The organism is Methylobacterium terricola (assembly GCF_006151805.1).
Lineage (GTDB): Bacteria > Pseudomonadota > Alphaproteobacteria > Rhizobiales > Beijerinckiaceae > Methylobacterium > Methylobacterium terricola.
This window is the reverse complement of the sequence record NZ_VDDA01000015.1, coordinates 1-17,828: the sequence shown is the minus strand read 5'-3', so window position 1 is coordinate 17,828 and position 17,828 is coordinate 1. Positions and strand designations below refer to the sequence as shown.

19 protein-coding genes and 2 pseudogenes are annotated in these 17,828 nt (G+C 71.4%); 6 read left to right on the top strand and 15 right to left on the bottom strand.

Annotated features, from left to right (window positions below; translation table 11 throughout):
* Positions 1 to 36 precede the first annotated feature (36 nt).
* The 3 genes and pseudogenes from FF100_RS38515 to FF100_RS38505 form a co-directional block, all read right to left on the bottom strand.
* Positions 37 to 189, bottom strand: coding sequence for a hypothetical protein (locus FF100_RS38515; protein ID WP_342779023.1), 153 nt, complete (start codon positions 187 to 189; stop codon positions 37 to 39).
* An 18-nt stretch (positions 190 to 207) separates the two neighbouring features.
* Positions 208 to 435, bottom strand: a pseudogene (locus FF100_RS38510) (methyl-accepting chemotaxis protein); the annotation flags it as partial.
* Between the two features lie 95 nt (positions 436 to 530).
* Positions 531 to 1,070, bottom strand: a pseudogene (locus tag FF100_RS38505) (HAMP domain-containing protein); the annotation flags it as partial.
* A 1,378-nt stretch (positions 1,071 to 2,448) separates the two neighbouring features.
* On the opposite strand from FF100_RS38505, the gene FF100_RS24785 reads away from it, so the two are divergent.
* Positions 2,449 to 2,802, top strand: coding sequence for a hypothetical protein (locus FF100_RS24785; RefSeq protein ID WP_139038446.1), 354 nt, complete (start codon positions 2,449 to 2,451; stop codon positions 2,800 to 2,802).
* Between the two features lie 4 nt (positions 2,803 to 2,806).
* Here FF100_RS24785 and sfsA read toward each other — a convergent pair whose 3' ends face one another.
* Complete coding sequence (gene sfsA / locus FF100_RS24780) at positions 2,807 to 3,514, bottom strand: DNA/RNA nuclease SfsA (protein WP_139038445.1); 708 nt, start codon at positions 3,512 to 3,514, stop codon at positions 2,807 to 2,809.
* A 129-nt stretch (positions 3,515 to 3,643) separates the two neighbouring features.
* On the opposite strand from sfsA, the gene FF100_RS24775 reads away from it, so the two are divergent.
* From FF100_RS24775 to FF100_RS24760, 4 genes are all read left to right on the top strand, one after another.
* The gene (locus FF100_RS24775; RefSeq protein WP_139038444.1) at positions 3,644 to 4,396 is read left to right on the top strand and encodes a competence/damage-inducible protein A; all 753 of its coding nucleotides are present in this window, start codon (positions 3,644 to 3,646) and stop codon (positions 4,394 to 4,396) included.
* An 8-nt stretch (positions 4,397 to 4,404) separates the two neighbouring features.
* Positions 4,405 to 4,911, top strand: coding sequence for a xanthine phosphoribosyltransferase (gene gpt, locus FF100_RS24770; RefSeq protein ID WP_139038443.1), 507 nt, complete (start codon positions 4,405 to 4,407; stop codon positions 4,909 to 4,911).
* A gap of 176 nt (positions 4,912 to 5,087) precedes the next feature.
* Positions 5,088 to 5,750 carry a transglutaminase-like cysteine peptidase gene (locus FF100_RS24765; RefSeq protein ID WP_139038442.1) on the top strand — a complete coding sequence of 221 codons (663 nt, stop codon included), beginning with the start codon at positions 5,088 to 5,090 and terminating at the stop codon, positions 5,748 to 5,750.
* A 145-nt stretch (positions 5,751 to 5,895) separates the two neighbouring features.
* Entirely contained in the window at positions 5,896 to 6,588 is a 693-nt protein-coding gene (locus FF100_RS24760) for a transglutaminase-like cysteine peptidase (protein ID WP_139038441.1), read from the top strand.
* Positions 6,589 to 6,613: 25 nt separating this feature from the next.
* Here the strand turns inward: FF100_RS24760 and FF100_RS24755 are convergent, their stop codons facing one another.
* From FF100_RS24755 to FF100_RS24715, 9 genes are all read right to left on the bottom strand, one after another.
* On the bottom strand, positions 6,614 to 7,108 hold the full coding sequence (locus FF100_RS24755; protein ID WP_139038440.1) for a tetratricopeptide repeat protein: 495 nt from the start codon (positions 7,106 to 7,108) through the stop codon (positions 6,614 to 6,616).
* Positions 7,109 to 7,646: 538 nt separating this feature from the next.
* Positions 7,647 to 7,934 carry a hypothetical protein gene (locus FF100_RS24750; protein ID WP_139038439.1) on the bottom strand — a complete coding sequence of 96 codons (288 nt, stop codon included), beginning with the start codon at positions 7,932 to 7,934 and terminating at the stop codon, positions 7,647 to 7,649.
* A 74-nt stretch (positions 7,935 to 8,008) separates the two neighbouring features.
* Positions 8,009 to 8,656 (bottom strand): TetR/AcrR family transcriptional regulator, encoded by a 648-nt coding sequence (locus FF100_RS24745; protein ID WP_205824998.1) that lies wholly within the window; start codon positions 8,654 to 8,656, stop codon positions 8,009 to 8,011.
* A gap of 103 nt (positions 8,657 to 8,759) precedes the next feature.
* Positions 8,760 to 9,941, bottom strand: a complete 1,182-nt coding sequence (gene pcaDC, locus FF100_RS24740; protein WP_139038437.1) for a bifunctional 3-oxoadipate enol-lactonase/4-carboxymuconolactone decarboxylase PcaDC — start codon at positions 9,939 to 9,941, stop codon at positions 8,760 to 8,762.
* 11 nt (positions 9,942 to 9,952) lie between these two features.
* Positions 9,953 to 11,311, bottom strand: a complete 1,359-nt coding sequence (locus FF100_RS24735) for a class-II fumarase/aspartase family protein (RefSeq protein WP_139038436.1) — start codon at positions 11,309 to 11,311, stop codon at positions 9,953 to 9,955.
* 4 nt (positions 11,312 to 11,315) lie between these two features.
* Positions 11,316 to 12,149: a 3-oxoadipate:acetyl-CoA acetyltransferase gene (locus tag FF100_RS24730; protein WP_139038435.1), complete on the bottom strand. Its 834-nt coding sequence runs from the start codon at positions 12,147 to 12,149 to the stop codon at positions 11,316 to 11,318.
* A 343-nt stretch (positions 12,150 to 12,492) separates the two neighbouring features.
* Positions 12,493 to 13,128: a protocatechuate 3,4-dioxygenase subunit alpha gene (gene pcaG, locus FF100_RS24725; RefSeq protein WP_139038434.1), complete on the bottom strand. Its 636-nt coding sequence runs from the start codon at positions 13,126 to 13,128 to the stop codon at positions 12,493 to 12,495.
* 4 nt (positions 13,129 to 13,132) lie between these two features.
* Positions 13,133 to 13,861 (bottom strand): protocatechuate 3,4-dioxygenase subunit beta, encoded by a 729-nt coding sequence (gene pcaH, locus FF100_RS24720; protein WP_139038433.1) that lies wholly within the window; start codon positions 13,859 to 13,861, stop codon positions 13,133 to 13,135.
* Between the two features lie 119 nt (positions 13,862 to 13,980).
* Complete coding sequence (locus tag FF100_RS24715) at positions 13,981 to 14,790, bottom strand: IclR family transcriptional regulator (protein WP_139038432.1); 810 nt, start codon at positions 14,788 to 14,790, stop codon at positions 13,981 to 13,983.
* Positions 14,791 to 14,895: 105 nt separating this feature from the next.
* On the opposite strand from FF100_RS24715, the gene FF100_RS24710 reads away from it, so the two are divergent.
* Positions 14,896 to 15,798 carry a DMT family transporter gene (locus FF100_RS24710; protein ID WP_139038431.1) on the top strand — a complete coding sequence of 301 codons (903 nt, stop codon included), beginning with the start codon at positions 14,896 to 14,898 and terminating at the stop codon, positions 15,796 to 15,798.
* 59 nt (positions 15,799 to 15,857) lie between these two features.
* Here FF100_RS24710 and FF100_RS24705 read toward each other — a convergent pair whose 3' ends face one another.
* Together FF100_RS24705 and FF100_RS24700 are read right to left on the bottom strand one after the other, a co-directional pair.
* Positions 15,858 to 17,024 carry an L-dopachrome tautomerase-related protein gene (locus FF100_RS24705; RefSeq protein ID WP_425463351.1) on the bottom strand — a complete coding sequence of 389 codons (1,167 nt, stop codon included), beginning with the start codon at positions 17,022 to 17,024 and terminating at the stop codon, positions 15,858 to 15,860.
* 119 nt (positions 17,025 to 17,143) lie between these two features.
* The coding region (locus FF100_RS24700; RefSeq protein ID WP_139038429.1) for an LLM class flavin-dependent oxidoreductase at positions 17,144 to 17,828 on the bottom strand (685 nt) is incomplete at its 5' end.

The following is a 17,828-nucleotide window of genomic DNA, read 5'->3' as shown; positions in this document are numbered from 1 at the left end:
GGACAGCGTCTGCCGCCACCGGCCCGGCCCCGGCGGTCAGGCCGCCCGGACCGTGGCGAGGAAATGATCGACCTCGCTGGTGAGCTGCTCGGCCTGGCGCGAGACCTCCCCGGCCGAATCGAGTACCCGGCCCGCCGCGGCGCCGGTCTCGTCGGCGGCATGCGCCACCCCGGCGATGGTCGTCGTCACCTCGCCGGTGCCGATGGCAGCCTCCGTGACGTTGCGGACGATCTCCCGCGTCGCCGCGTCCTGCTCCTCCACCGCCGCCGCGATCGAGGTCGCGACGCCCGAAATCTCCTCGATCCGGGCGCTGATCCCGCCGATCGCCCCTGCGGCCCGCGTGGTCGAGGCCTGGATCGCGGCGATCTGGCCGGTGATCTCCTCGGTCGCCCGCGCGGTCTGTCCCGCCAGCTGCTTGACCTCGGCGGCGACCACCGCGAAGCCGCGCCCCGCCCCGCCTCGCCGGCCCGGGCCGCCTCGATGGTGGCGTTCAAGGCCAGCAGGTTGGTCTGATTGGCGATGGACGAGATCAGCGCCACCACGTCGCCGACCCGCGCCGCCGCCGCGCTGAGCTCGTGCACCAGGGAGACTGTCTGTCCCGCTTCCGCGGCCGCGACCCGGACCAGCTCGGCCGATCCCTGCGCCTGCCGGCCAATCTCGGCGGTGGACACGCCGAGCTGCCCGGCTGCCGTGGCGACCATGTTGACGTTGGCCGCGGTCTGCGCCGCCACCGTGGCGACGGAGACGCTGCGCCCGGTCGTCGCGGTCGCCGTCGTGGTCATCTCCCGGGCGGTATCCTGCATCGCATCGGCAGCCCGGGCGACGCGGCCGACGACGCCGCTCACCGCGCCCTCGAACTGGTCCGCGAGACGGCGCAGCTCGTGCCGCCGGCGCGTCTCCTCGCCGGTCCGGGCGGTCGCGGCCTCCATCTCGAGGGTCTGCATCCGGATCAGGCTGTCGCGGAACACCGTGACGGCGTCTGCCATCGCGCCCATCTCGTCCCGGCGCCCGGCGCCGGGGATCGCCCCGTCGAGCTCGCCCCGGGCCACCCGGCCGATCGCCGCGGTCATGCCCGCGAGCGGCCGGATCACCCGCGTGACCGTGAGGACCAGCACCCCGAGACCGACCGCGACCGTCGCCGCGAGGGCGGCCAGCGCCAGAAGGAATCCGTCCCGCGACTCGGCGTGGCGCGCGGCCAGGATCGCGGTCGCCTGGTCGAAGGCGGTGTCGCGCAGGCGCAGCAGCGGCGGCCAGAGCGCGACGGCCCGCTGCCGGAAGGCCGGGCCGTCGAGCGGGAAGGCACCGGTCTCGAAATGGGGCAGGAGATCCGCCTTCAGCGCCGCGAAGGCCTCGACGTAGCCGCGTCGTACCTCCGCCATCGCCGTCGCGATCACCGGGCCTGAGACCGGATCGGCCGCGACCTTCTCGAAGCCGGCCAGCAGCTGGTCGACGCGCCCCTGGATGGTCCAGAACGCGGCCCGCTGCTCGGCCATGACCGGCTTGCGGGGTGCGACCAGGGTTTGGAGGAGGCCGACCTGCCGGCCGCCGATGTCGCGCAGCTCGCCGGCCGACCCGGCGATCAGGACCCAGTGAGTGGCCTCGCCGTCGATCGCCGCGAGCGCGCGCGTCAGGGCGGGGATGGGACCGGCGGCGGCATCGTTGATCCCCGCCATGGCCTTGGCGAGTGCGCTGTCGGCATCGCCCCGCTGGCTCATCGGCAGGGCCAGACGGGCTTGCGCCAGCTGGCGCGCTGCGCCGTACCCGGTCTCGATCGCGGCGGCCGTTGCCCGAAGGGTGCCGGCGTCCGGCAGGGTCCCGGCCGTCTCGACCGCCCGGTGCACCCTTGCCACGGCTTCGTCCGACCGGGCGCGCAGGTCGGCGAGCCCGGCATGCCGCGACGCCTCGTCGAGCGACGCCGTCGTCAGGAGCATGGTCCACAGGCCGCGCTCCATGTTGACCGCCTGGGGGATCGCCGCGAGGGCCTGCACGACAGCGAGGCGGAGAACGCCCTGGTCGATCTCGACGGTCCGGGACCGGTGCCAAGCCGCCAGGGTCGCCGCCAGCGTGCAGGCGATCGCCCCGATCATGACAATGGATGAGAAAAGCAGCCGCTTGATGCTCATGACCGACGCTCCGCAAGGCCGCGCCAGGGTAAAGCAAAGGAACTAAGCGCGGCTTACCGAAGGGAAATTGCTAACCGTGAGTCGCAAGGGGGCACGGCCCGGCGATCCGTCCGCGCGACGGGCCGGCGAACCGGCCTGCCTTTGCCTGGAGGGCTGGTGCAACCCGTCAGCGACGCCGCGAGCGGCCTGGCCCCCCTCTTCGCGGACGGCAACCTGACTGCCCGGCAACGGCGGCTTCAGCCGCGGTTCAAGGCCGGGATGCGACGTTGCAGGCATGCCGGCGGTCGTGACCGCCCGAAGCGTCGCCAAGCCAGAGTCGCACCCCATGACTGCGCGCACCGCCTTCCTCGGAGCCCTCGCGCTCCTCTCCCTCGCCGGCCCGGTCGCCGCGGCCGATCTCGACGAATATCCGCCCCCCCGCTTCGAGGGACGGGGCGAGTGGCGCGCACCGCCGCCTCCGCCGCCGCCGCGCGTCGTCCAAGCGCCCGAATCCTGCCGGACCTTCGTCAAGCGCCGCATCGATCCGTATGGCGATGAGGTCGTCCGCCGGGTGCGGGTCTGCGACGAGGGCCCCGGCTACCGGGACGGCGGTTACCGCGACGGCCCCCGCTGGGGCGGTCCGCCCCCCGGGTACCGTCACCGGCACTGGGACGACGAGCCCGGTCCCGGCCGCTGGTAGACGCTCATTCGACGATCGGGATCTCGGTCCCGATCGTCACCTCCGTCGCGTCGATCCGGCAGGTATAGGCGTGCGCCGCCACGCCCGCCGCTCGCGCCCGCCGGAAGGCCGCGGCAAAGCCGGGATCGAGATCGCCGGCCACCGCGAAGCGCTCGGCCCGCATCTGCACCACCCAGATCACCATCGCGCGCCCGCCGAGGCGTACCACCTCGGCGAGCTCGTCCATGTGGCGGGCGCTGCGGGCGGCGACGCAATCCGGGAACTCGGCGAGGCCGGGCCGGCGCATCAGGTGGCAGTTCTTGACCTCGACATGGATCGGCCCGGCGGCGTCGCCGGCGAGGAAATCGACCCGGCTCGCCCGGCCATAGGCCACCTCCGCCCGCCAGGACGTGGCGCCGGCGAGGGGAGGGAGGCGCCGATCGTGGAAGGCCTCCGCCACCAGGGCGTTCGGCCGGGCGGTGTTGATGCCGACCCATTGCGGCCCGCCGGGCAGGTCGGCCTCGACCAGCTCCCACGACCAGGCGAGCTTGCGGGCCGGGTTGGTGGAGGCCGAGAGCAGCACCGGCCGGCCGGGTTCGACGAGGCCGAGCATCGCCCCCGGATTGGCGCAATGCGCCGTGACGAGGCGCCCGTCGGCGAGCTCGACATCGGCGAGGAAGCGCTTGTAGCGGCGCACCAGCCGCCCCTCGGTCAGGGGCCTGAGGAAGCGCATGCGCGGGACGCGGGATCGATGGGCATTCCCGGCGCTTAACCGGTGGGCGCCGGGGTGTCACGCTTGAGCCCGCCCGGGCGCCGGGATAAGGCGGGCGTCAACCTTGTCGTTCCGTTGCGAGGACGCCCGATGCCCGATGCCAGCCCCACCCCGGTCACGGCCGCCATCCTGGTCATCGGCGACGAGATCCTGTCCGGGCGCACCAAGGACAAGAACATCGGCTACATCGCCGAGTACCTGACCAATTCCGGCATCGACCTGCGCGAGGTCCGGGTGGTGCCGGACGTGGCCGAGGAGATCGTCGGCGCGGTCAACGCCCTGCGGGCCCGCTACACCTACCTGTTCACCACCGGCGGCATCGGGCCGACCCACGACGACATCACGGCCGATTGCGTCGCGGACGCGGTCGGCGTCGGCATCGACGTCGATCCGCGCGCGCGGGCGATGCTGCTCGAGCGCATCAAGCCGGAGGATCTCAACGAGGCCCGGCTGCGCATGGCCCGGATCCCGTTCGGCGCCGAGCTGATCGAGAACCCGATCTCGAAGGCGCCGGGCTTCATGATCGAGAACGTGATCGTGATGGCGGGCGTCCCCTCGATCATGCAGGCTATGCTGGATTCGGTCGCCCCGCGGCTGAAGACCGGCGCGCGGGTGATCGCCGAGACGATCGAGGCCGGCAACCTGCCGGAGGGCGGCTACGCCGAGGGGTTGGCCGTCGTCGCCAAGGCGCATCCGGGCGTCTCGATCGGCTCCTACCCGTCGATGACGCCGGCGGGCTTTCGCAACCAGATCGTGGTGCGCGGCCGCGAGCCCGAGGCCCTGGCGGCGGCGCGCACCGACATCGAGGCGCTGCTGGCGCGCCTCCAGGCAGAGCGGAACTGACGAGAACCATGGCTGCACCGAGCGACAAGGCCTTCCCGGTTTCCTGGGACCAGTTCCACCGCGACGCCCGGGCGCTGGCCTGGCGCCTCGCCGGCGCCGGCCCCTTCGAGGCCATCGTGTGCATCACCCGCGGCGGGCTGGTACCGGCCGCGATCGTGGCGCGCGAGCTCGGCATCCGGCTGATCGAGACCGTCTGCGTGGCGAGCTACCACGATTACCAGGAGCAGGGCGCCCTCAAGGTGCTCAAGGACGTGGCGCCGAGCATCCGCGTGATCGGCGACGGCAGCGGCCGCGGCGTGCTGGTCCTCGACGATCTGACCGATACCGGCAAGACCGCCCAGGTGGTGCGCGCGATGCTGCCGAACGCGCATTTCGCCACCGTCTACGCCAAGCCCGCCGGCCGCCCGCTGATCGACACCTTCGTCACCGAGGTCAGCCAGGACACCTGGATCTACTTCCCCTGGGACATGGGCCTGTCCTACCAGGCGCCGATCCAGCCAGGAACGTCCGGTTAAGTTGAACGACCCGCTAACGCGATCCCGGCTTTTCGACGGATCAGTTGAGCGGGGTCTTGGGCCTGTTTCCGCCTCCGATCCCGGGGTCCGCGAATCGATAAAATTGCGCGGATCCATTTCAGCGGCGCCCAGGGGGTGCGCGGCCATTCTCCTTCCTAACGAAGGGGACGGCGCAGATGACCACGGGTTTCGGGCAGCAGGTGAAGCGGGTTCTGGCCGGTGCGGCGATGATCGCGGCGGCCCTGGTCTCGGCCCAGAGCGGCGAGGCGGCGGCCCAGGCGCAAGGCCAGACCTTCGCCGCCCTGCCGATGCCGAGCGCCGGCGCCCCGGATCTCGGCCAGGCGCGGCCGATCGTCGGCTGGGTCGAGTTCTGCGCCCGCTACGCCCAGGAATGCGCCGTCGACCCGAGCGAGCCGGCCCAGGTGGCCCTGACCCCGAAGCTGTGGCAGACGGTCACCAGCCTCAACCGTCACGTCAACACCTCGCTCCGCCCGATCACTGACCAGGAGCATTGGGGCGTGCCGGACCGCTGGGACCTCGCCGAGGACGGCTCGGGCGATTGCGAGGACTTCCAGCTCCTCAAGCGCAAGCTGCTCGCCCAGGCCGGGCTGCCGCGGCGCGCGATGCGGATGACGGTGGTCATCGACGAGAAGGGCGAGGGCCACGCCGTGCTGATGCTGCGCACCGACCGCGGCGATTTCGTCCTCGACAACAAGACCAGCGCCGTGCTGCCCTGGCACCGGACCGGCTACACCTTCATCAAGCGCGAGTCGCAGGATGTGACCGCGTGGGTCTCGCTCGGCGGCGCCACCGCCCCGACCGTCACCGCCAACCGCTGAGCCGGCGAATCAGCCAAAGAATCTGCGTCTCGAATTGGAACCAAAGTGCGGCAGAGGCGTTTAACGAGGTTTAAATTTTTCGGTTGAGCCCCGCCCGGCCCCGTGGCAGCTTGGAAGCAAGAACCAAGCTAGAGTCGATGGGGCAATGCGGGCAGTGATGGACGGCCTCGGCCGCGCGATCCACCTCGATCGCCAAGGCCTCCTGATGCGCGGCGCCCGTGCGGCGCAGCTGGGGCTTCTCGGGACGCTGCTGCTGATCGGCGGCGCCACCACGCAGGGACAGACGCAGACCTTGGCGGCCCTGCCGGACGCCAGCGTGGCGATCGAGCGTGGCGGTGCCGCGAAGCCCGTGAGCGCCTGGACCGAATTCTGCAGCCGCTACCCGGCGGAATGCGCGGTCGACACCAAGGAACCGGCCACGCTGACGATGACGCCGGCCCTCTGGCGCACGCTCACCGCGGTGAATCGCCGGGTGAACGGCCGGATCCGGCCGATGATCGACCAGGATCATTGGGGCGTGGTCGACCGCTGGGACTTCCCCGATGACGGCCAGGGCGATTGCGAGGATTACCAGCTCCTCAAGCGCCGCATGCTGGTCGAGCGCGGCCTCGCCCGCCGGGCCCTGCGGATGACCGTGGTGATCGACGAGATCGGCGAGGGGCACGCGGTCCTGATGGTCCGCACCGACCGCGGCGACTACATCCTCGACAACAAGACCAACATGATCCTGCCCTGGCAGCGCACCGGCTATACCTACGTGAAGCGCGAGGGCCAGGACGGCCTCGCCTGGGTGGCGCTGAACGGCATCGCCTCGCCGGTGACGACGGCGAACCGCTGATCCGCCCGGTCATTCGGCCGGAAGGTCAGGTCCGGCGCAGGACGTCCTCGGCGAGGTGCTTCCAGTCCGCCTGGAGCTTGCGCACATGGGCGGGAGCCCGGCGCAGCCGGTCCAGGATCTCCTCCGCGATGCGGCGGCCCTCGTCGGGCCGTCCTGTCTGGGCGAGGAGCGACGCGCGCCGCGCGCGCGCCTCGTAGCTGTCATGGCGGTGCGAGATCGCCTCGAAGGCGTCGAGCGCTTCGGCCGTGCGGCCGAGGGCGGCCAGCGACCGGGCATGGAGCATGTGCTCGCGGGCGCTGTCGTAGTCGGGTTCCCGTACTTTCAGCGCGCCGAGGCCGGCGAGGGCGTCGGCGGGGCGGCCGAGCTCCAGCTCGGCCTCGGCCTTGGCGAGATGGAAGACCGGCTCGCCGCCGTTCGGCCGCCGGACGATCTCGTCGTACTGCTCCCAGGCCTCCTGCCACTTGCCGAGGGCCGCGCATTCCTCGGCGAATTCGGCGCGGTTGGCGACGGGTGTCGGCATCCGCCAGACGGTCGCGCAGGTGCCGGTAGGTCTTCTCGGGGTTCAAGCTGCGCGCGAGCGTGCGCTGCGTCTTCTGCGCCCGCGGCGAGCCGAGGAGTTCCGGCAGGAGTTCGACTAGGATGTAGGCGACGCCGCCGAGCGGCGGCAGGAAGATGATGATCCAGCCCCAGGGCGAGAACCGCCCGGTCTTTGCGGCATGGATCACGAGACCGACATTCAGGCACAGGACGAGGAAGGCGATCGACACGGCACGCATCCCTGGAGCGAGGGCTGCGTGCGAGTAGCGGTACCGCTTCCGCTAGGTCAAGATAGGGCAAGTGAGGCAGGGCAAGTGAGGGGGGCTTTGCCTGGAAGCGTACCTCGGTGCTTGGTCGAGCGGTCACGCCAGCTGATCCGCGTACGTCCTCGATCCGTCCCGCCCTCGAGCCGGCGCGGACGCCGGTATGTCCTGACGTCGTCCAGGGTCCCGCTCCTCAGCTTCAGGATGACGCAGAGGCTGTCGGACCCGTCGCGTATCGAGCCGGCTTCCGCCCCGTCCTCACCCCCGCTGCGGCCGCAGCACCCCGTCGGTCGTCTTCGGGTCCGGCGCGGTCGGCCGCACGGTGCCGGTCGAATCGGTGTCGCCGGGGCGGACGCGCTCGGGCAGGGTCTCGTGGGCGGGCGGCATGTTGGGGGCCTGCTCGCGGCTGCGCTGCGGGCTGTCGGCCAGCGGCTTGTCGACGGCCTGCGCGTATCGTTCGGCGGCCGGCATCGGATGGATGTGCGCCAGTACCGGCGAGGCGGCCAGGACGGCGAGCAGGATCAGGCGGCTGGTGCCCCGGGTCATCGGGCTCTCCTCCGAAAGATGGTCCGCAGTCATGAGGAGTAATCGGCCGGGGGCAGATCCGGTTCCCGGCCGGGTCAGCGCAGGGCGAGCATCCCAATCACCGCGTCGCCGACCATCCGCTTGTGGCGCGAGCGCAGGTCCGGTGCATCGAGATCGATGGAGAAGATCGCCCCGAAGGTGTGGCGGTTCGACACCCGGAAGAAGCACAGCGCGCTGATCATCAGGTGCACGTCGAGGGGATCGACGTCGGGGCGGAACAGGCCCTCGGCCTGCCCGCGGGTGATGATGTCGGTGATGGTCCGGATCACCCCGAGATTGAGGCCGCGGATCGTCGCGGAGCCGGACAGGTGTTCGGCCCGGTGGATGTTCTCGATCGCGACGAGGCGGATGAAGTCCGGATGGGCGTCGTCGTACTCGAAGGTGAACTCGACGAGGCGGCGGATCGCCTCGGCCGGCGCGAGATTGCCGAGGTCGAGATCGGCCTCGACCTGGCGGATGTCGGCATAGGCCTTCTCCAGCACCGCGAGGTACAGGCCCTCCTTGCTGCCAAAATAATAGTAGATCATCCGCTTCGAGGTGCGGGTGCGCTCGGCGATGGCATCGACCCGGGCGCCGCTGAGCCCGAAGGCGGAGAATTCCTCGGTCGCCACCGCCAGGATGTCGGCCCGGGTCCGCTCGGGATCCTTGGTGCGGGGAGTGGAGCGGGGCGTGACGGCGTCCATGATCGCGCAATTCGACGGGCAGGGCTGAGGCGGCCGGGATGATGCTCGCTCTACCATCCCGGCCGCCCCGGCGCATCCGCCGAGGCGGCTGCGTCGCCTTCGCTCAGGCGACCTCGTCGCCCAGAACCTCGCGGGCCCAGCGGAAGGCGCCGTTTGCCGCCGGCACGCCGGCATAGATCGCGGTCTGGATCAGCAGCGCCTGCAATTCCGAGACGGTGACCCCGTTGTGCAAGGCCGGGCGGATATGGAGCTTGAACTCCTCCTCGCGGCCGAGCGCCACCATCATGGCCAGCGTCACGAAGGAGCGGGTCTTCCACGGGATGCGCGGATCGCCCCAGACCTCGCCCCAGGCGGTGCGGGTGATGAAGTCCTGCCACGGCCCGGCGAAGTCGCCGGCCGCGGCGAGCGAGCGCTCGACATGCGCCTCGCCGAGCACGCTCTTGCGGTTGGCGAGCCCCGTCTCGAACGCCGCCGCGCCGGTCGCCGTCCCGGCCGCCTCGCGATGGCGGTCGAGGAAGCCGAGGAGATGGGCGGCGGTCGCCGCCGGCTGCTCGACGGCGAGAAGGTGGGCGGCCTTCGGCAGCAGCACCAGCTCGGCATGCGGGATGCCGGCGCAGATCTCCTCGGCCATGGCCGGCGGCGTCGCCGGGTCGTCGCGGCCGGCGATCACCAGGGTCGGGGCGGTGATGCGGGTCAGGACCGGGCGCAGGTCCATGCGGCCGATGGCGTTGCAGCACACGGCATAGCCGGCTGCGTCGGTGCCGGTGAATTGCTGGCGCACCGGCGCCACCGCGTCGGGATTCGCGGCGGGGAAGTCCGGCGTGAACCAGCGGGTCATCGTCGCCTCGACGATCGCCGCCGTGCCCTTCTCCCGCACCAGCGCGGCGCGCTCGTTCCACGATGCCTCGCTCGGCATGAAGGCGGCGGTGGCCATCAGGGTCAGGCTGATCACCCGGTCGGGGTGGCGGCTCGCCGCCGCCTGGCCGGTCATGCCGCCGAGCGACAGGCCGACCACGTGGGCGCGCGGGATGGCGAGGGCATCGAGCAGGCCGATCAGGTCGTCGGCCAGATCCTCGACCTCGGCGCGCTCGTCGCGCACCTGCGAGGCGCCGTGGCCGCGGGTGTCGTAGCGCAGCACCCGGTAGCGCCCGCGAAGATACGGCACCAGCGGGTCCCACATCGCCAGCGAGGTGCCGAGCGAGTTGGAGAACACCACCACCGGCGCGCCGCTCGGGCCGGAGAGCTCGTAGTTCAGAAGGGTGCCGTTGGCCTCGATCTGGGGCATGGGATCCTCGGTCAAGCGGAGTGCAGGAAGGCGGCGAGGCGCGAGATTTCCGCCAGCGCCCGGTCGGCGGTGCGGGCCCCGGCCCGGATGGCGGGGCCGAGATCAAAGGCGGCGTCGAGATCGGCGCCCGCCGTCTCGGGCCGGGCGCGCAGGACCTCGGCGAGCGAGCCCTGCCCGTCGCGCACCGCGCCGGCGGCCTGCTCGACCAGGGCGTGGGCGGCCTTGGCGCCGAGGACGGGGCTGAGCCGGCCCGCGGCGGCATCGGCGAAGAGCAGCCCTCGCGTCACGTCGATGTTGCGGCGCATCCGCTCGGGGTCCGGCACCAGCCCTTGCGCGAGGCCGCGCGCCTCGCGCAGCGCGCCGGAGGCGAGGCCGAACAGGGTCGGCAGGGCATGCCATTCGGCGTGCCAGGCGCCGGCCGGGCGCTCATGCGCCGCCGCCATGCTGTCGAGCAGCGTCAGGCTGGTGCCCTTGGCGGCGCCGAAGGCCGAGAGGATCACCGTCGAGGAGACGGGGTTGCGCTTGTGCGGCATCGCCGAGGAGCCGCCGCGGCCCGGCACGTAGGGCTCCGCCACCTCGGCCACCTCGGTGGTGGCGAGGTGGGCGACGTCGGTGGCGAACTTGGCGAGCGCCCCCATCAGCAGGGCGAGCCACGATCCCGTCTCGGCGATGCGGGCGCGGCGCGCGTGCCAGGGCGCGAGGTCCGGATGGAGGCCGAGCGCCGCGGCAAACCCGTCGCCGACCGCTTCGGCCGTCTCGCCGAGGCCGGCGAGCGTCCCGACGGGACCGCCGAGCGAGGCGGTCAGCACCCTCTCGCGCAAGGCGGGCAGCAGGGCCGCCACCTCGGCGACGCCGAGCGCCCAGATCGCCGCCTTGAAGCCGAAGGTGACCGGGGCCGCGTGCTGGCCGTAGGTACGCCCGACGCACGGGGTCTCGCGGTGCTGGCGGGCGAGGCTCGACAGCCCGTCGAGGATCGCCCGGAGATCCGCCGCGACGAGGTCGAGGGCGTCGCGGACCTGGAGCACCAGGGCGGTGTCGGCGATGTCCTGGGTGGTGGTGGCCTTGTGGAACGCGGGTTCGAGGTCGGGCGGCAGCGCGCCCTGCACCGCCTTCACGAACGGGATCACGGGCACGCCCGAGACCGCGGTGCGCCGGCCGAGCGCCGCCGGATCGAGGTCCTTGGCGGCGATGGCGTCGATGGCGGGGCTGAGCGCAGCCGGCACCAGGCCGGCCGCGCTTTGCGCCCGCGCCAGGGCCGCCTCGGCCCGCAGCATCGCCGCCACCCGGGCCTCGTCGGCGAAGACGGCGCGCATCGCGTCCGTGGCGAAGAGGGGCCCGAGCAGGGCGGAGTCGAGGGCCGAGAGCGTCATCGGATCAGGCCACGGGCGTCAGGTGGAGAAGGGCGCGCGCCTCCGCGGCGGTCGCGACCTTGCGGTTGTTCCGCGTCACCATCTCGGCGGCGAGCGACACCAGCTCGGCATTGCTCGCGGCCAGCCGGTCCTTGGTCACCCGGATGTTGTCCTCGAGGCCGGTGCGGACCGCGTCGGCTCCGCGGGCGAGCGCCCAGCCCATGACGCGGGCCTGCTCGCGGCCGATGCCGGCGGCGGTCCAGGTCGCGCCCGGGATCACCCGGCGGGTCTCGGCGAGCAGGATGTCGAGCAGGTGCTCGTCGGCCGGCATCGCGTTCTTCACGCCCATCACGAACTGCACGTGGGGATGGGCGTCCATCAGGCCCTCCTCGATCAGCCGCTTGGCGCCGTGGATGTGCGAGAGGTCGAAGATCTCGATCTCCGGCCGGATGCCGTTCCTGTGCATCGTGCCGGCGAGGTCGGTCACCAGGGTGGCGTGGTTCTCGTAGACGATGCTCGGGAAGTTGACCGAGCCGGTCGAGAGCGAGGCCATGTCGGGCCGGTGCACCAGCGACAGGCCGCGGGCGCTCGGGTCGCGGCCGCGGCCGCCGGTCGAGAACTGCACGATCATGCCGGGGCAGTGCTGGCGCACGCCCTCCTGCACCGCCGCGAACTTCTCGGGGTCGGAGGAGGGCGACTCGTCATCGTTGCGGACGTGGATGTGGACGAGGGTGGCGCCGGCCTCGAAGGCCTGGTGCGTCGACTCGATCTGCTCGGCGACGGTGGTCGGGACCGCCGGGTTGTCCTTCTTGCGCGGCACGGAGCCGGTGATCGCGACCGCGATGACGACGGGGTTCATGGGGGTCTCCTGAGTTTGTCTGTTGGAACGTGATCTCCACTTGCTCTGTCCCGATATCGATAAAGCGCGGGATCCCCTCTCCAGGCGATGCCGGGCTTGCCCGGTATCGCTGCAACGTGTGGGAGAGGGGTAGGGGTGAGGGTGACACGCTTCCGATCGAAGCTCGGAACGTCGTGCTGGCGGCGGGACGGTCGGAGTGAGACTCAGAACCGTAGCACCCTCACCCCTGGCCCCTCTCCCACACCTTGCAGCGATACCGGGCAAGCCCGGCATCGCCTGGAGAGGGGAGGTGCGCTTGATCTTGATGCGGACAATTCAAACGGAAATCGTCTGAGAGGTGTTGTTACACGTCGAAGAACACGGTCTCGTTCGGCCCCTGCAGGTGGATGTCGAACACGTAGACCGCTTGACCGTCGCGCTCCTCGCGCGTCGCCAGCAGGCTGTCGCGCAACGGCCCGCGCTCGACGAGGTTCAGCACCGGGTCGTCGGCGTTCGCCGCAGCCTCGTCGGCGAAGTAGAGCCGGGTCTGGAGCCCGATATTGATGCCGCGGGCGGCGATCCAGAGGTTGATGTGCGGCGCCATCGGGCGATGGCCCTTGCGACCGTCGACCGGGCCGGGCTTCACCGTCTCGAAGAACCATACACCCGTCTCGAAGTCCGAGCCGGTGCGGCCCCAGCCGCGGAACGTCGCGTCGAGCGGCTTGCCCTCCTGGCGGTCGGCCGGGTGGTTGTAGCGGCCGGCGGCGTTGGCCTGCCAGATCTCGATGAAGGCGTCCCGCACCAGCGACCCGGCGCCGTCGAAGACCCGGCCCTCGATCCGGATCCGCTCGCCCTTGGTCTCGGGCCCGGTGAGCACGTTCGAGAAGTTGGTCTCGAAGATGTCGAAGCCGGCCTGGTGCGGGATCAGCCCGATATGGACGTAGGGACCCGCGGTCTGGGACGGGGTCTCCTGCAGGCGGGTGGGAAGCGGCTGGACCATCGTCTCAGTTCCCTTGCAGCTTGTTCTCGAACAGCGTCTGCTGCCGGCCGCGCAGCACGATGTCGAACTTGTAGGCCAGCATGTCGAGCGGCACCGCGGCGCCGAGGTCGAGGGGAGCGATCAGACGCTCGGCCGCCGAGCGGTCGGGGATCCCGAGCACCATCGGGTCGCGCCAGATCAGCGGGTCGCCCTCGAAATACATCTGGGTGATCAGGCGCTGGGCGAAGCCGGTGCCGAACACCGAGAAGTGGATATGCGCCGGGCGCCAGGAATTGAGGAAGTTGCGCCAGGGATACGGCCCGGGCTTGATCGTGCGGAAATAGTAGAACCCGTTCTCGTCGGTGATCGTCCGGCCGCAGCCGCCGAAATTCGGGTCGATCGGCGCGAGGTAGCGGTCGTTGCGGTGGCGGTAGCGCCCGCCCGCATTGGCCTGCCAGAACTCGACCAGCGTATGCGGGATGCCCCGGCCGTTCTCGTCGCGGACATGGCCGTGGACGAAGATCCGCTCGCCGATCGGCTCGCCCTCGCGGGCGTAGTTGAGGATCAGGTCGTTGTCGAGCGGGCCGAGCTCCGAGTGCCCGAAGGTCGGGCCGGTCACCTCCGACAGGGAGGATTGCAGCGACAGCATCGCCCGGCGCGGCGAGCGCAGCACGCTGGTCTTGTAGTCCGGCGTGAAGGCCGGCGGGTGGATCGAGCGGTCCCGTTGCAGGAACTCGCTGTCGGCCTGACTCATCGTCTCCTCCTCGACGCTCCTTGGGAGCGCATTGTGGGTCGTGCGAGGCCTGGGCCTCGGTGATTGGATGGTCGGACGCGCCCGCGGGACCGACCGTCCCGGCGACGCGCCGGCCCTTGTCAGGACACGACCGCGGCCTTGCCGCCGAGCGCGCCGAGATAGTCCGAGAAGGCGCCGACCGTGGACAGGTCGGCGGCGGCCGCCAGCAAGGGGGGGGCGATGGCGTCGCGCTGCGCCGGGTTGAGCCGCAGGCTCGGGCCGGCGATGCTGAGGTTGCCGACCGCCCGGCCGGTCTGCGGGTGCACGATATTGGCCGCCATCGCGGCGGCGCCCGGCGTGTTGGTGTCCTGCACCCAGGCATAGCCCCGGGCGCGCGCCTCGTTCACCAGGGCCATCAGCGCCGCGACGGTGCGGGGCGCGTTGGGGCCGCATTCCTCCGGCGAGCCGAGCCCCTGGCGCATCACCAGGCTCAGGCCCTCCTCGTCCGACAGGCTGGCGAGCCAGACGATGCCGGTGGACGTGGTGGAGAGCCGGGCTTCCGTGCCCATGTCGCCGTCGTAGCGCAGGCCGGTGCGCGCGCCCTGCGCCTTCGCCACCCAGACGAGGCGCGGGTAATCGACCACCGCGAGGCGCGCCAGCTCGCCGCTGAGATCCGCCAGTCGGTTGAGCACCGCCTGCGCGACGTCGACGACGCCGGTGCGCGCGAGATGCTTGAGGCCGAGCGTCGCGAACTTGGTGGTGAGCAGGTAGCGGCCGGTCTCGTCGTTCTGCACGACGTAGGCATGCTCGGCGAGTTCGGCCAGCAGCCGATGCGCGCCGCTTTTGGGGATATCCAGCGTCTCGGCGATGGTCTGGAGCGGGAGCCCGCGCGGATGGTTCGCGAGGAGTTCCACCAGATCCAGGGCGCGCCGCAGCAGGGAGCCGGCCATCTCTCGTGCTCGATCTTCGACGCCCCAAATCTGGAACGCAGTTCTGGATTTGAACTGGGTTCCGTTCTAAGTCAAGGTGGCGGGGTGGGAGCGAGGGAGGCCGGCATGCGCGGGACGGGCCAGGGCGAGACCCTGATCGGCATCGCCCTGATGATCTGCGCGGTGGCGGGCTTCGCCTCGATCGACGCCTCGGCAAAGTTCCTCACCGGCACCATGAGCCCGATGCTGGTCGTGGCGCTCCGCTACCTCGTCAGCTTCGTCATCGTGGCGGCGGTGCTGGCCTCGCGCCGCGACGTGATCGGCCTGCTTCGCACCCGCAAGCCCGGCCTGCAGGTGCTGCGCTCGCTCTGCCTCGTGACGGCGACGATGTGCTCGTTCGTGGCGCTCCGCTACCTGCCGCTGGCGCAGGTGACCTCGATCACCTTCGCCTCGCCCCTGGTGGTGGCGCTGATCGCCGGTCCCATGCTCGGCGAGCGCGTCGGCTGGCGGCGGGCGGTCGCGGTGCTGGTCGGGTTCTCGGGTGTGCTGGTGGTGAGCCGCCCGGGCCTCTCCGGGATGCATCCGGCGGCACTGCTCGCCGTGGTGACGGCCCTCGTCACCGGGGTCTACATCGTCGTGACGCGGATGCTCGCCGCCTACGACCCGCCCGAGACGACGATGTTCTACACCGGCCTCGTCGGCGCGGTGCTCACGGCGCCGGCCCTGCCGTTCCTGTGGGAGACGCCGACCGAGACCTCGACCTGGATCGGCATCGCCTCGGTCGGGTTCTTCGGGGCGCTCGGGCACTGGCTCCTGATCCTCGCCCATCGCCGGGCGCCGGCCTCGACGCTGGCGCCCTTCGCCTATGCCCACCTGCTCTGGGCGGTGCTCCTCGGCTTCCTGATCTTCGGCCATCTGCCCGACCACTGGACGGTGATCGGCGGCGCGGTGGTGGCGGCCTCGGGGCTGTACCTCCTGTACCGCGAGCGGCCGCGGATCACCCCGCCGGGGGAGGAGGGGGCGGTGTGAGCGCTGCCGCTCTTGAACCCTCCCCCGCAAAGGGGAGAGGGCTCTTTGGGTGTCTCGGCTCACTTCACCGTGCCGGTTCCCGTCGATCCCGTCGCCGCCGGCCCGGTCCGGATCGCCCACAGCTCGGTCGGCAGGCTGATCGGCGCGCCGGGCTTGTAATCCGCCGAATCCTGGATGTGCGAGGTGGTGACGTAGATCGTCCCGTCCGGCCCCTCGCCGAAGGTGTCGGGCCAGCGCAGCTGCGGGTCCTGGACCAGGGTGGTCAGGCCGGCGCCGTTATTGGTGAGGTCGCGCACCTTGACGGAATTGTCCTGCGGCGAGGTCACGTACATCCGGCCGTCCTTGCGGGCGATCAGCAGGCCGTCGGCCGGACCGTTCTCGCCGACGGTGACGATCTTGCCCCCGAGCGTCCGGTCGGTCAGCATCTCGGGCACGACCGCGGCGGTGGCCCAGCCGGTCAGCGCGTCGGTCGGCAGGCTGTAGAGCGTCTTGCCCTTGATCGCCTGCCAGTACAGCGTACGCCCGTCGGGCGAGAGCGCGATGCCGTCAGCGGAGAACTCGACGCCGCGCCCGTCCGGGCGGCGCAGGGGCTGGCCGTCGGCGGTCACCGTCACGCTCTTGTCCGGCATGGTCGAGGGATGGCCGGACAGCACGCGCTTGGCCGTCCCACTGTCGAGATCGACGACGATCAGGGCGCCCTCGGCGCCGGAATCGGTGAGGTAGGCGGTCTTGCCGTCGGGCGAGATCCGCACGTCGTTGATGTAGGAGGCCTGCATCACGGTCGACGTGTCGAACGGGATCGTCTTGACCACCTGGTTGGTCTTGAGGTCGATGCCGACGAGCTTCGGCCCGTCCTTGACCACCGCCGCCATCGCGGGGGCGGCGGCATCCACCACCCAGAGCCGGTCCTGGGCGTCGGCCACCACGCTCTGCACGCAGACGAAATGGGTCTTCGGGTCGATCTCGTCCTTCCTGGCGTTGCGCCAGGAATTCCAGCCGGCATCCGGGTAGGGCACCGGCTTGCCGTCCTTCAGCTCGGCCACCGAGACCGGTGCGTCCTCGCTCCAGCGCGGGAAGTTGACGAAGATCCGCCCGTCGCGCGCCACGGTGACGCCGGTGACCTGGTGGGCGAAGCTCGCGACCTTGTCGAGGCGGGCAGAGGTCGGGGCGGGGGCGGGTTGGGCGGGGGCTCCCTGCGCCAGGGCGGCCGGCGCGATGCCGGCCATCAGGAACAGGGCGAGCCCGAGGCGGGTGCCGGCTTGCTGCGTCATCGAACTACACTCTCCGTCCGGGCCATCGCCCGGACGGAGAACGCAGCGGCACCCTACCGAGGTCCCTGGGAGTATCAGCCGAGGGTCGTGCGCCCCGGCCCGTAGCCGGAGGGCGGGCGCGAGCCGAGATTCGCCCGCAGGGTCCGGCCCTCGTACTGGTTACGGAACAGCCCGCGGCGGCGCAGCTCGGGCAGGACCAGTGCGATGAAGTCGTCGAGCCCGCCCGGCAGGGTCGGCGGCATGATGTTGAAGCCGTCCGCGCCCCCGGCCCGGAACCGCGCCTCCATCTCGTCGACGATCTGGGCCGGCGTGCCGACGATCTGCGAGTGGCCCCGTGCCCCGGCGATCCGCAGGTAGAGCTGGCGCAGGCTCAGCCCCTCGCGTCGGGCGAGGTCGAACATCAGCTGCTGGCGAGACTTCAGACCTTCGGTCGTCGGCAGCTCCGGCACCGGGCCGTTGGGATCGAAGCCCGAGAGGTCGTGGCCGACCATGCGGCTGAGCAGCGCCAGCCCCACCACCGGGTCGATCAGCGCCTGCAGCTCCTCGAACTTGTCGCGCGCCTCCGATTCGGTACGGCCGACGACCGGGAACAGACCCGGCATGACCTTGAGGTCGTCGGGGGAGCGGCCGAACCGGGCCATGCGGCCCTTGAGGTCGCGGGAGAACTCGACCGCCTCGTCGAGGGTCTGGTTCGCCGTGAACACGATCTCGGCGGTACGTGCCGCCAGATCCTTGCCGGGACCCGACGAGCCGGCCTGG